A 13542-nucleotide genomic window follows, 5' to 3' on the forward strand; every position below is an offset into this window, starting at 1 on the left:
AATCAGCGGCGCGTGGCTATTTCTTTTCACGCCCGCCCATTCCCGCTGCGCCCAAGCCGAGGTCGCGGCCTTCCGCTACCTGGGGTTGAAAGGGGCTCCCGCCAGGCGTCGAAAGCCCCGCACCCTCAAGCCCTTCAGGCGTCGGCTGCGCCCAATCTCCACAGCGACGTCATTTCCTTCGACCGCGCCGCGAACAACGGATCCGACGCGTCCCGCGCCTTGCCGTGCACCGGCCGCGTATCCAGCTTGTCGATCACGCGCAGCCCGGCGGTTTCGATCATCTCCAGCAACTGCTCGCGCGTGCGCAACCCCAGGTGCTCGGCCAGGTCCGACAGAATCAACCAGCCTTCGCCGTTCGGCGTCAGATGGTCTTTCAATCCATTCAGAAACCCGCGCAGCATGCGGCTGTCCGGGTCGTACACGGCATGTTCCAGCGGCGAGCTGGGCCGCGCGGGCAGCCACGGCGGGTTGCAGACGATCAGCGACACGCGGCCTTCGGGGAACAGGTCGGTCTGTTCGACCTCGACCTGTCCCGACAGGCCCAGACGTTCCAGGTTCTCGTGCGCGCAGGCGATGGCGCGGGCATCCGTGTCAGTGGCGATGACGCGCTTGCCGCCACGGCGGGCAATCACTGCGGCCAGAACACCGGTGCCCGTGCCGATATCAAACGCCACGCTGCCGCGCGGCATGGGGGTGTTGGCGACCAGGTCCACATATTCGCCGCGCACGGGCGAGAACACGCCGTAGTGCGGGTGGATGCGGTTGTTCAGCGCGGGAATCTCCACGCCCTTCCTGCGCCATTCATAGGCGCCGATCAGGCCCAGCAGCTCGCGCAGCGACGCCACGAATGGCGTATCGCCCGGCACGTGCGCGGCTTCGCAGGCCGGATGCGCGTCGGGCGCGCGGCGCAGGGGGATGGTGTGGCCGGCATCGAAGGGAATCAGCAGCATGCCCAGGATGCGGGCGCGCTGCGACTGGACCTGCCGATGCTGGTTGAAGGCTTCGAGCTGGGTTTCGACCGGCTTGCGCGGGCGCTTGTCGACGCGGCGCGTGATGGCCTGCAACAGCTGGCGCGCGTTCTGGAAGTCGCCGCGCCACAGCAGGCCGACGCCTTCGCAGGCGTGGCGGTAGGCCATGTCGGCGGTCAGCGTGTCGTCGGCGACGATGACGCGCTTGGGCGGCGTGGCGCCGGTTTCCGAGTGCCAGCGGGCCGAGCGGGCGACGCCGTTTTCTTCCCAATGCAGTTCAGGCGCGTTCAAGAGGTCGCTCCGGTGGGGAAAAGGGGGAAGGGCAGGATCATGGGAAATGGCACATAAAAGATAAGGGCGCGGGCTGCCAATGTAGCAGCTTCGCGCCCTGGAACTGCCGCGCGGCGCATGCGGCGCCGCGGCAGGATGGGGTCAGTGGAACAGGACGACGGCCTTTTGCAGCGTGATCCAGATGCCCCAGGCCAGCGGGATGCCGACGCACGCCCATGCAAAGGCGATCAGCGCGGGCGGGGTGCGGAAGTTGGACTTGCCCACGCCGTGGGTTTCAGAGGCGACGGCGCGCTCGTGCGCCAGCGCCTTTTCCTTGGCCAGTTCCTCGTCGGTCATGAAGTACTTGGCGTTGACCGGGCGGATGGCCAGGTTGCACAAAAAGCCCACGACCAGCATGCCGGCCAGGATGTACATGGTGATGTCATACACCTGGGCGCGCGGCACGCCGATGGACAACTGGTACTCGCGGATGTAGTTGACGAGAACCGGGCCGAAGATGCCCGCCGCCGACCACGCGGTCAGCAGCCGGCCATGGATGGCGCCCACCATCTGGGTGCCGAACAGGTCGGCCAGGTAGGCCGGCACCGTGGCAAAGCCGCCGCCGTACATCGACAGGATGACGCAGAACGCCGCCACGAAGAGCGCCAGGGCGCCGATGTGCGCGGTCCAGGGGATGGCGGCGTACAAAAAGAAGCCCAGCACGAAGAAGACGAAGTACGTCATCTTGCGGCCCAGCTTGTCCGACAGGCTGGCCCAGAAGAAGCGGCCGCCGATGTTGAAGAGGCTGAGCAGGCCCGTGAAACCGGCGGCAATGGCGGCGATGGCCGCGAGCTGGTCCTTGTCGAGCTGGCCAAACCCCAGTTCAGGCTTGTCGATGAGCCCGCCGCCGAACACTTCTTGCAGCAGCGGCGACGCCATCCCCAGAATGCCGATGCCCGCGGTGACGTTCAGGCACAGCGCCCACCAGACCAGCCAGAACTGCGGCACGCCCCACACGCGCTTCACGTGGACGTGACGCTGCGTGATCATCACGTTATTGACCTGCTTGGCGGGCGGCGTCCAGCCGGCGGGTTTCCAGCCGGTGGGCGGCACGCGGTAGCCCAGGGCGCCCGACATCATGAAGATGAAGTACACCAGCGCCATGGTCAGAAAGGTCTGCCAGACGCCCGGCGAGGTCGGCGTGGCGAAGTGACGCATCAGCAGGTCGGCCAGCGGCGCGCCGATCATGGCGCCGCCGCCAAAGCCCATGATGGCCATGCCGGTCGCCATGCCGCGGCGGTCCGGGAACCACTTGATCAGCGTGCTCACCGGCGAGATATACCCCAGCCCCAGCCCGATGCCCCCGATCACGCCCGACCCCAGCCACAGCATCCACATCTGGTGCAGGTAGATGCCGATGGCCGAAATGACCAGGCCGCCGCACCAGCACAGCGCCGACACGACGCCTGCCTTGCGCGGGCCCGCACGTTCCAGCCAGCCGCCCCACAGCGCGGCCGAACATCCCAGCAGCACGAAGAACAGGGTGTACATCCACCCCATCGTCGAGATTTTCCAGTCACAGCTCGTGGTGAAGAGCTCGGCCACGAGGCTCATGTCCGGCGGGCAGGCCAGCGGCTTCGCGCCGCCCACCACCTTGGACAACGGCAGCCAGAACACGGAAAAGCCGTAGGCCATGCCGATGCACAGGTGGATGGCCAGGGCGGCCGGCGGCACCAGCCAGCGCGAGAAGCCCGGCCCCGCGATGGTGCGTTCTTTGTCGAAAAAACCCGGCCTTGAGCCGGGCAGGTCCAGGGTGGCGCTACTTTCCATGATGTCTCCTCAGGGGTGCGGCTTTATAGCGTGCGTAGCCCGGAAAAGCCCGGTGACGCCGCCTCTTTTATGGATCTGTTGCTGTCCTGCCACTTCGGGGCGGGCCGTCATGCGGCGGCCCGGGTGCGCTATGCGACGCGCGCAAGCGGGGTGAGACGCTCGCGATGCTGGGTGACCGCCTGCAGCACCAGCGGATGCAGCTGTTCTTCGCCGGCATCGCCGTCGGGGCTGCGCGCCAGGAAGTCCAGCAACTCGTTGCGCATGCGCGGTTCCCAGAATTTCTGGATGTGATTGGTGACGCCTTCCAGCGCCTCGGGCCGGTCCGGCATGGCGTCGAAGAACTGGCCGATGCGGTTGGCCATGCGGATCAGGTTGACGATTTCCATGCTGTCTGGCGTCCGGTTCAGGTAAGGATGCGTTCAGGGTGGGTGTAGATGGCGGCGTCGCCATCGCGCGTGAAGCCCAAGAGCGTCACGTTGGCGTCGGTGGCCAGGCGGATGGCCAGGGCGGTGGGGGCGGAGACCGAGGCCAGCACGGCGACGCCGGCGGATGCCGTCTTTTGCACCATCTCGAAGCTGGCCCGGCTGGACACCACGACGATGCCGTCGCTGCCATTGACCGCCTGGCGCGCCAACGCACCGGCCAGCTTGTCCAGCGCGTTGTGGCGGCCCACGTCTTCGCGTACAAGAGCGACGGCGCCATCGGCGCCCGCCCAGCCCGCCGCGTGCGTGGCGCCGGTGATGTCGTGCAGCGTCTGGCGCGCGCGCATGTCGCGCATGGCGGCCAGCACGGCCTCGATGCGCACGGGTGCGCCGTTGGTCACCGGGGCCACCGGCCGCAGCACTTCGGGCAGGGTTTCGACGCCGCACAGGCCGCAGCCGGTGCGTCCGGCCATGGCGCGGCGCCGCGTCTTCAGCTGCATTTCACAGGCGGACGAGATTTCCAGCTGCACCACGATGCCGCCGCATTGCGGCAGCAGATCGATGCCGCGCACGTCGCTGACGCTGCCGATGATGCCTTCGGACAACGAGAACCCCACGGCAAAGTCTTCCAGGTCCGCCGGCGTGGCCAGCATGGTGGCGTGGCTGATGCCGTTGTATTCCAGCGCCACCGGCGTTTCCTCGGCGACGAAGTCAGTCTCGGCGTCGGGGGCGATGGCCCCCGATCGCACGCGGATGACCTGGGTCGGCGTGCAGTCGGGGCGGGCGGTGGTCGGCGTAGGCATGGGATCCCTGGCGTGCTGGCTGTCGGTTACTTCCCGGTCAGCGCCGCCTCGGACTCGCGCGAGCGTTCGCGCAGGAGCTTTTGCTGGATATCCGCAAATCGCGACCATTGCCGCTGCCATTCCGACGGCTGCGACACGCGCGTCACCTGCACGGCCGTGACCTTGTACTCGGGGCAGTTGGTCGCCCAGTCGGAGCTGTCGGTGGTGACGACGTTGGCGCCGGACTCGGGAAAGTGGAACGTGGTGTATACCACGCCCGGCTGCACGCGGTCGGTCAGCGTGGCGCGCAGCACGGTTTCACCCGCGCGGCTCTGGATGCCGACCCAGTCGCCCTCGGCCACGCCCCGGTCCTCGGCGTCCTGCGGATGGATTTCCAGCACGTCCTCGCCGTGCCACATGACATTGGGCGTGCGGCGCGTCTGCGCGCCCACGTTGTATTGCGACAGGATGCGGCCGGTGGTCAACAGCAGCGGGAAGCGGCGCGTGCTGCGTTCATCGGTGGGCACGTACTTGGTGATCATGAAGCGGCCCTTGCCGCGCACGAACTGGTCGATGTGCATGATCGGCGTGCCGTCCGGCGCGTCGTCGTTGCACGGCCATTGCAGGCTGCCCAGCTTGTCGAGCTTGTCGTACGTGACGCCGGCGAACGTGGGCGTCAGCCGCGCGATCTCTTCCATGATCTCGCGCGGGTGCTTGTAGTTCATGGGGTAACCCAGCGCGTTGGACAGCGCCACGGTCACTTCCCAGTCGGACTTGCCGTTCTTGGGTTCCATCACCTTGCGCACCCGGGAAATGCGGCGCTCGGCATTGGTGAAAGTGCCGTCCTTTTCCAGGAACGAGGAACCCGGCAGGAAGACGTGCGCGTACTTCGCGGTCTCGTTCAGGAACAGGTCCTGCACGACGATGCATTCCATCGCCGCCAGCGACGCCGCCACGTGCTGCGTATTGGGATCGGACTGCACGATGTCCTCGCCCTGGCAGTACAGACCCTTGAACGACCCGCCCAGCGCGGCTTCGAACATGTTGGGGATGCGCAGGCCGGGCTCGGGCTGCAGCGTGACGCCCCAGTCTTTTTCGAATTGCGCGCGCACGGTGTTGTCGGAGATGTGGCGGTAGCCGGGCAGTTCGTGCGGGAACGAGCCCATGTCGCACGAGCCCTGCACGTTGTTCTGGCCGCGCAGCGGATTGACCCCCACACCTTCGCGCCCGATGTTGCCGGTGGCCATCGCCAGGTTGGCGATCGCCATGACGGTGGTCGAACCCTGGCTGTGCTCCGTGACGCCCAGGCCGTAATAGATGGAGCCGTTGCCGCCCGTGGCAAACAGGCGCGCCGCGCCGCGCACCGCCTGCGCCGGCACGCCGGTGATTTCTTCCATGGCTTCCGGCGAGTTCTCGGGCAGCGAGACGAAATCGCGCCATTCCCGGAATGCCTTTTCCTCGCAGCGCTCGGCGACAAAGTCTTCGGCGATCAGGCCTTCGGTGGCGATGACGTGCGCCAGCGAGGACAGCAGCGCGGTGTTGGTGCCGGGCCGCACCTGCAGGTGGAAGTCGGCCTTGATGTGCGGCGAGCTGACGAGCTCGATGCGGCGCGGATCGATGACGATGAGCCGCGCGCCTTCGCGCAGCCGCCGCTTCAGGCGCGAGGCGAACACCGGGTGCCCGCTGCTGGGGTTGGCGCCCATGACGATGACCACGTCGGTATGCATGACGGAGTCAAAGGTCTGCGTGCCCGCCGATTCGCCCAGCGTCTGCTTCAGGCCGTAGCCGGTGGGCGAATGGCAAACGCGCGCGCAGGTGTCGACGTTGTTCGTGCCGAAAGCGGCGCGCACCAGCTTTTGCACCAGCCACGTTTCTTCGTTGGTGCAGCGCGAGGAAGTGATGCCGCCCACCGCGTCCCGCCCGTACTGGCTTTGGATGCGGCGGAATTCCGAGGCCGCGTAGTTGATGGCTTCGTCCCAGGACACTTCCTTCCAGGAATCCGTGATGTGCTTGCGGATCATGGGCTTGAGCACGCGTTCCTTGTGCGTGGCGTAGCCCCAGGCAAATCGCCCCTTCACGCAGGAATGGCCGCGGTTGGCCTGCCCGTCCTTCCAGGGGACCATGCGCACGACTTCCTGGCCCTTCATTTCGGCCTTGAAGCCGCAGCCCACGCCGCAGTAGGCGCAGGTGGTGACGACCGAGTGCTCGGCCTGGCCCATCATGATGACGGTCTTTTCCTGCAGGGTGGACGTGGGGCAGGCCTGGACGCAGGCGCCGCAGGACACGCATTCGCTATCGAGGAAGGGCTGGTCCTGCCCGGCCGACACATGCGAATCAAACCCCTTGCCGGAGATCGTCAGCGCGAACGTGCCCTGGGTTTCTTCGCAGGCGCGCACGCAGCGGTTGCAGACGATGCACTTGGACGCGTCGAAGGTGAAGTACGGGTTGGACTCGTCTTTTTCGGCCTTCAGGTGGTTGGCGCCCTCGTAGCCGTAGCGCACGTTGCGCAGGCCCACCACGCCCGCCATGTCCTGCAGTTCGCAGTCGCCGTTGGCCGGACAGGTCAGGCAGTCGAGCGGATGGTCCGAAATGTACAGTTCCATCACGCCGCGCCGCAGGTCGTGCAGCTTGGGGGTTTCGGTGAAGACCACCATGCCGTTCTCGGCGGGCGTCGTACAGGACGCCGGATAGCCGCGGCGGCCTTCGATCTGCACCAGGCACAGGCGGCAGGAGCCGAAGGGTTCCAGGCTGTCGGTGGCGCAGAGCTTGGGAATGTTGATGCCCGCATCCGCGGCCGCGCGCATCAGCGACGTGCCTTCGGGGACGGTGATCTCCTGGCCGTCGATGGTCAGGGTGACGGTCTTTTCGGACACGCGCGCCGGCGTGCCCATGTCGCGATCGCGCTTGATGACGGTTTCTAGCATGGCGGTCTCGGGTTCAGGCCGCGTGGGCGGCAGACTGGGAGGACTCGATGCCGAAGTCCTGCGGAAAATGGTTCAGCGCGGACAGCACCGGGTAGGGCGCCATGCCCCCCAGCGCGCACAGCGAACCGCCAAGCATCGTGTCGCACAGGTCGCGCAGCAGATGCACCTGCTGCTCGCGCTGGTCGCGGCTCTGGCCGCCAGCGGCGATCTTGTCGATGGTTTCCATGCCGCGCGTCGAACCGATGCGACAGGGCGTGCACTTGCCACAGGACTCGATGGCGCAGAACTCCATGGCGTAGCGCGCCATGCGCGCCATGTCCACGGTGTCGTCAAACGCCACCAGACCGCCGTGGCCGATCATGGCCGAGATCTGGATATAGGCTTCGTAATCCAGCGGCACGTCCCATTGCGATTCGGGCAGATAGGCGCCCAGCGGACCGCCAACCTGCACCGCCCGCAGCGGCCTGCCGGACGCGCTGCCGCCGCCGAACTCATACAGCAGATCGCGCAGGCTGAGGCCAAAGGCCTTTTCCACCAGCCCGCCTTGCTTGAGGTTGCCGGCCAACTGGAATGGCAGCGTGCCATGCGAACGGCCCACGCCGTAGTCGCGGTAGTACGCCGCGCCTTTGGCCAGGATGATCGGCACGGTGGCCAGCGAAATCACGTTGTTGATGACGGTGGGCTTGCCGAACAGACCGGAAATGGCCGGCAGCGGCGGTTTGGCTCGCACCACGCCGCGCTTGCCTTCCAGGCTTTCCAGCAGCGAGGTTTCTTCGCCGCAGATGTAGGCGCCGGCGCCCTTGCGCACTTCCAGGTCGAAGCGGCGGCCGCTGCCATGCACGTCGTTGCCCAGCCAGCCGACGCTGCGGGCGCGTTCGATGGCGGCTTCGAGCGTGGCGATGGCGTGCGGGTATTCAGACCGGACGTAGATGTAGCCGTAGGTCGCGCCGACCGCCAGTCCGGCGATGGTCATGCCTTCGATCAGGACGTACGGATCGCCTTCCATCAGCAGGCGGTCGGCAAACGTGCCCGAGTCGCCTTCGTCGGCATTGCAGACGATGTACTTGGTGTCGCCGGGCGTGCCCGCCACGGTCTTCCATTTGATGCCGGTGGGGAACGCTGCGCCGCCGCGGCCGCGCAGACCGGATTCGACCATTTCGTCGACGATCTGAGCGGGCGCCATGGCCAGCGCGCGTTTCAGGCCTTGCAGCCCGCCATGCGCGGCGTAGTCCTGCAACGACAGCGGATCGATCACGCCGACGCGGGCGAACGTCAGGCGCTCTTGATGCTTGAGGTAAGGAATTTCCTCGGTCAATCCCAGGCGCAGCGCGTGGTCGCCGCCCGTGAGCCAGCCGGCGTCGAACAGCGACGCCACGTCTTCCGGCTGCACCGGACCGTAGGCGACGCGGCCTTGCGGCGTGGCGATTTCGACTAGAGGTTCCAGCCACAGCAGGCCGCGCGAGCCGTTGCGCACCACCTGCACGGACAGGCCGCGCTGGTCGGCCATGCGTTCGATGTCGCGGGCCACGGTGTCGGCGTCCATGGCCAGCGCCGCGGCGTCGCGCGGCACGTAGATGACGACGGGGGCGCTCATGGCGTGTCCTCCAGCGTGCGGGCCAGCAGGCGGTCAAGCTTGGCTTCGGTGACGCGGGCGTGGGGCTGGCCGTCGATCATGACGGCGGGCGACTGCGCGCACAGGCCCAGGCAATACACAGGCTCCAGCGTGAAGTTGCCGTCCGGCGTGCTGCCGTGGAAGTCACAGCCCAGCGCGGTGCGCGCATGGGCGGCCAGGCGTTCGCCGCCCATGGACTGACAGGCTTCGGCGCGGCAGACCTCGAGCGTGTGGCGCGCGGCCGGCTCGGTGCGGAAATGGGGATAGAACGTGATGACGCCGTGGACTTCGGCGCGGGAGAGGTTCAGGGCCTCGGCGATGGTTTGCACCGCCTCGGCCGGAATACAGCCCAGTTCGTGCTGGACCGCGTGCAGCACCGGGAGCAGCGGGCCGGGCTGGTCTTGCAGCCGGGCAAGGATGCGGGCCGTGGCCGCGATGGCCGGGGTGGTGGATGCCTGGGCGGCGTCCAGGGCCAGCTTGCCGCCCCGGGCCCCACCGCTGGATGCCAGATCGGATTTTGCCTCGCGCAGGTGCACGTCGGTCTCCTCCTGTGTTGCGTGACCCCGTCAACGGGGGCTTATGTGGCGGTCGGATGAGGGCAAATTAATATGTTTAAAAAAACATATAAAACACGCATCCGCCGCGTTATTTGTGTACTCTAACGAGGTACTTGAACGCCTTCAATAAGAAATAAATGACATATAAGTTCCGAATCGGCCTGCGGCCGCAATGGACATTGGGCGGAGACGACGAGGCGACCCCCGTGCCGTTGCAGGACATGCTTGCGCTGCTGGCGGCCATCGACGCCACCGGCAACATCGCCGGCGCCTGTCGCGCGTGCGGGCTGTCGTACCGGCACGCCTGGGGCGTGTTGCGGCGCTTCGAGACGCTCTTTGGCACGCAACTTCTCATCACCAATCGCCGCCAGGGCACGCAGTTGTCGCCGTTTGCGGAGCGCCTGCTGTGGGCGAACCGGCGGATCGAGGCGCGGCTGATGCCCACGCTGGACAGCATGGCGTCCGAACTGCAAGAGGAACTTGAACGCCTGCTGCCCGAAAGCGGTCCTCACCTGCGCCTGCATGCCAGCCACGGCTTTGCGGTGGAATCGCTGATGCAGCACATGAGCGGCCGCACACCCGGGCTGGAATTGCGCTATCGCACTGCGATCGAGGCGCTGGCGTCGCTGGAACGGCACGAGTGCGATCTTGCGGGTTTCCAGGTGCCGCTGGGCGATTTCGAATCCCCCATCATGGAACGCTACGCGCAGTGGCTGCATGCGGACGACTACATGCTGATCCATCTGGCCGTGCGCAACACGGGGCTGTTCGTCACCGCCGGCAATCCCAAGCAGATACGCGGCATGGCGGACCTGGCGCGCCGTGACGTGCGCTTCGTGAACCGGCAGATCGGTTCCAGCACGCGCTACCTGGTCGGCCTGATGCTGCAGCGCGCCGGCGTATCGATCGGCGAAGTGCAGGGCTACGAGACCAACGAATTCACCCACATGGCGATCGCCGCGCACATTGCCAGCGGCATGGCCGACACCGGGGTCGGCGTGGAGACGGCGGCCTGCCGCTTCGGACTGGACTTCATCCCCTTGGTGCGCGAGCGGTATTTCTTCGCCATCCGCAAGGCGTCGTTGGACACGCCGGCCATGCAGGATCTGCTGTCCATCATGCGCGGGCCGGACTATGTCGGTTACGTGGGCCAGCTCATCGGCTACGACGCCCGCGATACCGGCCGGCTGCAGACCCTGGACGAGGCGTTCCCCCGTGAACGCGCACCGCGATCCGCCGGGATATGATGTGCCAATGAGCAAAGTGATTTTCCTTGCCGATCACCGCGGCGCGCCGCTTTCCGTGCCGCCCGGGGAACTGCCGCCGCCCGGACAGCCCGCGCTGGACCAGCGCGCGCGTCCGCTGCGCGACCTGCGCATTTCCGTCACCGACCGCTGCAACTTCCGGTGCACGTACTGCATGCCGCGCGAAGTCTTCGACAGCAGCTACAGCTTCATGCCGCATTCGGCGCTGCTGTCCTTCGAAGAAATCAGCCGGCTGGCCGGCATCTTCACGCAGTTGGGCGTTGAAAAGATCCGCCTGACCGGCGGCGAGCCGCTGCTGCGCAAGCACATCGAAAACCTGGTCGGCATGCTGGCCGACCTGCGCACGCCGCAGGGCCGGCCGCTGGACCTGACGCTCACCACCAACGGCAGCGTCCTCGCGCGCAAGGCCGCCGCGCTGAAAAGCGCCGGGCTCACCCGCGTGACGGTCAGCCTGGATGCGCTGGATGCGGCCATGTTCCAGGGCATGAGCGACAGCGGCTTCACGCCGGACGACGTGCTGCGCGGCATCGATGCCGCGGCAGAGGCGGGCCTCGCGCCCGTCAAGGTCAATATGGTGGTGCGCAAGGGGCTGAACGACGGGCAGATCCTGCCGATGGCCGAGCGCTTCCGCCACAGCGGCCACATCCTGCGCTTCATCGAATACATGGACGTGGGCAACAGCAACGGCTGGAACCTCGACGAAGTGGTGCCGTCGCGCGAGGTCCTGGACCGCATCGGCGCGGTCTATCCGCTGGAACCCGTGGAATCCGTCGAAATGGGCCGCGTGGCCGAACGCTGGCGCTACGTGGATGGTGGCGGCGAGGTCGGCGTCATCTCCAGCGTCACGCACGCCTTCTGCGGCGGCTGTACGCGGGCCCGCCTGTCACCCGAAGGCAAGCTCTACATGTGCCTCTTCGCCCATGAAGGCCACGATCTGCGCGCCCCGTTACGCGACGGCGCGACGGACGAGGAAATGGCGCGCATCCTGGCGGGCATCTGGTCCGCGCGCGGCGACAACTATTCCGAACTGCGCGGCCAGAACATGGCTGACCCGTCGCGCAAGATCGAGATGAGCTACATCGGTGGCTGAATCCTCAATGGCGCGTGACGACGTGGCCGGATTGATCCTGGCCGGCGGCCAGGGCTCCCGCATGAACGGGCAGGACAAGGGACTGGTCATCTTGCGCGGCGAACCGATGGCGGCTCACGTGGCGCGTTGTCTGGCGCCGCAGGTCGGACGCTTGATCATCAGCGCAAACCGGCATGCCGCGGTGTATGCGCAATACGGCGAAGTGGTGGCGGACGATGCGTCTGAACTGGGCGACTGGCAAGGGCCGTTGATGGGTATTGCGGCGGCACTGTCGGCGGTTTCTCTGCAAGATACCGCCGCGCCGCAGTGGCTGGTCGTCACGCCGTGCGACACCCCTTTCGTGCCCGCCGGTCTGGCACAGCGCCTGATCGGCGCGGCACTCGCCGCAGATGCGTCAATGGCCTATGCCGTCGCCCACGGCCAGCGGCATTCCGCCTGCATGGCGCTTCGCACGGCGCTGCTACCTGAATTGCTGGCCTACCTGCGCGGTGGTGACCGCAAGGTCGGGTTGTGGCAGGCGAGGGCGGGCGCGGTCGAAGCGAATTTCGACGACGCGCCGCCGCATGCCTTCATGAACGTCAACACGCCAGAAGATCTGGCGCTGGCGGAACGCTACGCCAGCCAGTGACGCAGGTCGTAGTACGAGACCGTGTCCCTGTCCTGCACCAGCACATCCGCCGGCAGGCGCGCCAAGCCAGTGGACCACGGCAATGAGCTGATCACGCCCGACCCCTGATGGCCGTAAGGCACGAGCTCGCTGCCGCCTTCGTCCGCCACGCGGCACTGCACGCGCAGGAATTCCTCGCGGCCATCCTGGCGCGGCTGCGCGGTGCGCAGCGGCAGTTGGCTGACCGGCGGGAAGATTTCTTCGCGGCCCTGCATGCGGCGCATCAGCGGCGTCACCAGCGTGGCAAAGACGGCATAGGCCGACACCGGATTGCCCGGCAGGCTGACCACGGGCTTGCCGTCGATCTGCGCCAGCGCCACCGGCTTGCCGGGCTTCATGCGCACCTTCCACAGCGACAGCTCGCCGCCCAGCGCGGCCAGCGCCGGCTTGACCAGATCGCGCTCGCCGACCGACACGCCGCCGACGCTCAGCACCAGATCGCAATCGGCCAGCAGCGTCTTGAAGGCGGCCAGCAGGTCGGCCTCGGTATCGCGGGCATGCAGCACGTGGACGGGCAGGGCGCTCATGCCGCGCACCATCGCCGCCAGCATCGGGCCATTGGAGTTGTAGATCTGTTCCGTGGCGCGCGGCTGCCCCGGCAGGACCAGTTCGTCGCCGGTAGTCAGGATGCCGACGCGAAGCTGACCGTAAACGGGCACGGTGGCCATGCCTTGCGAGGCCAGCAGAGCAACGTGCGCGGCCTGCAGCAGCGTACCCGCCGGCAGCAGCGCGGCGCCTGCCATCGTGTCTTCGCCGCGGCGGCGGATGTGCTGGCCCGGGCGCGGCTCGCGCGAAATCTGCACATGGTTGTCGGCTTCGGTCGTGTCTTCCTGCATGACGACCACATCGGCGCCCGCCGGAATCACGCTGCCGGTGAACAGGCGAATGGCTTGGCCGGGCTTGAGCGGCTCGGGCACGTCGCCGGCGTAGCAGCGCTGCTGGATCGGCAGTCGCGCTTCCGGACTCCAGTCGGCCAGGCGCAGCGCGTAGCCGTCCATGGCGCTGTTGTCGGCCGGCGGAATGTCCACCGTGGCGTCAAGATGGGTGGCGAGCACCCGGCCGCTGGCATTCGCCAGGTCGACGTGCTCGGTGCGTTGGAGGGGGGCGGCGGCGTTGGCCAGCAGGGTCTGAGCTTGATCGAAATCCAGCATGGGT

The 13542-nt window shown here is 67.1% G+C and carries 11 protein-coding genes; 3 read left to right on the forward strand and 8 right to left on the reverse strand.

Annotation, left to right across the window (positions count from 1 at the left end):
• Window positions 1–134: 134 nt before the first annotated feature.
• The 7 genes from AC6CIE_RS18010 to AC6CIE_RS18040 all read right to left on the reverse strand — a co-directional run bounded on the left by AC6CIE_RS18010 (window position 135) and on the right by AC6CIE_RS18040 (window position 9344).
• Window positions 135–1259, reverse strand: coding sequence for a methyltransferase (locus AC6CIE_RS18010; protein WP_498093209.1), 1125 nt, complete (start codon window positions 1257–1259; stop codon window positions 135–137).
• A gap of 141 nt (window positions 1260–1400) precedes the next feature.
• Complete coding sequence (locus AC6CIE_RS18015; protein WP_191576062.1) at window positions 1401–3068, reverse strand: OFA family MFS transporter; 1668 nt, start codon at window positions 3066–3068, stop codon at window positions 1401–1403.
• Between the two features lie 128 nt (window positions 3069–3196).
• A complete protein-coding gene (locus tag AC6CIE_RS18020) occupies window positions 3197–3454 on the reverse strand; it encodes a formate dehydrogenase subunit delta (protein ID WP_105240256.1) in 258 nt (85 codons plus the stop codon).
• A 17-nt stretch (window positions 3455–3471) separates the two neighbouring features.
• Window positions 3472–4293, reverse strand: a complete 822-nt coding sequence (gene fdhD / locus AC6CIE_RS18025; RefSeq protein WP_239212864.1) for a formate dehydrogenase accessory sulfurtransferase FdhD — start codon at window positions 4291–4293, stop codon at window positions 3472–3474.
• Between the two features lie 26 nt (window positions 4294–4319).
• Window positions 4320–7196, reverse strand: a complete 2877-nt coding sequence (gene fdhF / locus AC6CIE_RS18030; RefSeq protein ID WP_175137748.1) for a formate dehydrogenase subunit alpha — start codon at window positions 7194–7196, stop codon at window positions 4320–4322.
• 13 nt (window positions 7197–7209) lie between these two features.
• Window positions 7210–8790: a formate dehydrogenase beta subunit gene (locus tag AC6CIE_RS18035; protein WP_218343100.1), complete on the reverse strand. Its 1581-nt coding sequence runs from the start codon at window positions 8788–8790 to the stop codon at window positions 7210–7212.
• The gene (locus AC6CIE_RS18040; protein ID WP_056571757.1) at window positions 8787–9344 is read right to left on the reverse strand and encodes a formate dehydrogenase subunit gamma; all 558 of its coding nucleotides are present in this window, start codon (window positions 9342–9344) and stop codon (window positions 8787–8789) included. The genes AC6CIE_RS18035 and AC6CIE_RS18040 overlap by 4 nt, the downstream gene beginning before the upstream one ends.
• 158 nt (window positions 9345–9502) lie before the next feature.
• On the opposite strand from AC6CIE_RS18040, the gene AC6CIE_RS18045 reads away from it, so the two are divergent.
• Genes AC6CIE_RS18045 through mobA form a run of 3 tightly spaced genes read left to right on the forward strand, consistent with a single transcriptional unit; the run spans window position 9503 to window position 12348 of the window.
• Entirely contained in the window at window positions 9503–10612 is a 1110-nt protein-coding gene (locus tag AC6CIE_RS18045; RefSeq protein WP_175124509.1) for a substrate-binding domain-containing protein, read from the forward strand.
• Between the two features lie 7 nt (window positions 10613–10619).
• Entirely contained in the window at window positions 10620–11720 is a 1101-nt protein-coding gene (gene moaA, locus AC6CIE_RS18050) for a GTP 3',8-cyclase MoaA (protein WP_175124510.1), read from the forward strand.
• A 7-nt stretch (window positions 11721–11727) separates the two neighbouring features.
• Window positions 11728–12348 (forward strand): molybdenum cofactor guanylyltransferase MobA, encoded by a 621-nt coding sequence (mobA, locus tag AC6CIE_RS18055; protein WP_498093396.1) that lies wholly within the window; start codon window positions 11728–11730, stop codon window positions 12346–12348.
• Here the strand turns inward: mobA and AC6CIE_RS18060 are convergent.
• Window positions 12333–13538, reverse strand: a complete 1206-nt coding sequence (locus tag AC6CIE_RS18060) for a molybdopterin molybdotransferase MoeA (protein WP_175124511.1) — start codon at window positions 13536–13538, stop codon at window positions 12333–12335. The two genes, mobA and AC6CIE_RS18060, sit on opposite strands and share 16 nt — an antisense overlap.
• Window positions 13539–13542: the final 4 nt, after the last annotated feature.

It is taken from the genome of Achromobacter sp. GQ309 (genome assembly GCF_059759315.1).

Coding starts and splice junctions, on each gene's coding strand:
- AC6CIE_RS18060 (WP_175124511.1), bottom strand. CDS start 13,538: ATGCTGGATTTCGATCAAGCTCAGACCCTGCTGGCCAACGCCGCCGCC.
- AC6CIE_RS18020 (WP_105240256.1), bottom strand. CDS start 3,454: ATGGAAATCGTCAACCTGATCCGCATGGCCAACCGCATCGGCCAGTTC.
- moaA (WP_175124510.1), top strand. CDS start 10,620: ATGAGCAAAGTGATTTTCCTTGCCGATCACCGCGGCGCGCCGCTTTCC.
- AC6CIE_RS18045 (WP_175124509.1), top strand. CDS start 9,503: ATGACATATAAGTTCCGAATCGGCCTGCGGCCGCAATGGACATTGGGC.
- fdhD (WP_239212864.1), bottom strand. CDS start 4,293: ATGCCTACGCCGACCACCGCCCGCCCCGACTGCACGCCGACCCAGGTC.
- AC6CIE_RS18035 (WP_218343100.1), bottom strand. CDS start 8,790: ATGAGCGCCCCCGTCGTCATCTACGTGCCGCGCGACGCCGCGGCGCTG.
- fdhF (WP_175137748.1), bottom strand. CDS start 7,196: ATGCTAGAAACCGTCATCAAGCGCGATCGCGACATGGGCACGCCGGCG.
- AC6CIE_RS18015 (WP_191576062.1), bottom strand. CDS start 3,068: ATGGAAAGTAGCGCCACCCTGGACCTGCCCGGCTCAAGGCCGGGTTTT.
- mobA (WP_498093396.1), top strand. CDS start 11,728: ATGGCGCGTGACGACGTGGCCGGATTGATCCTGGCCGGCGGCCAGGGC.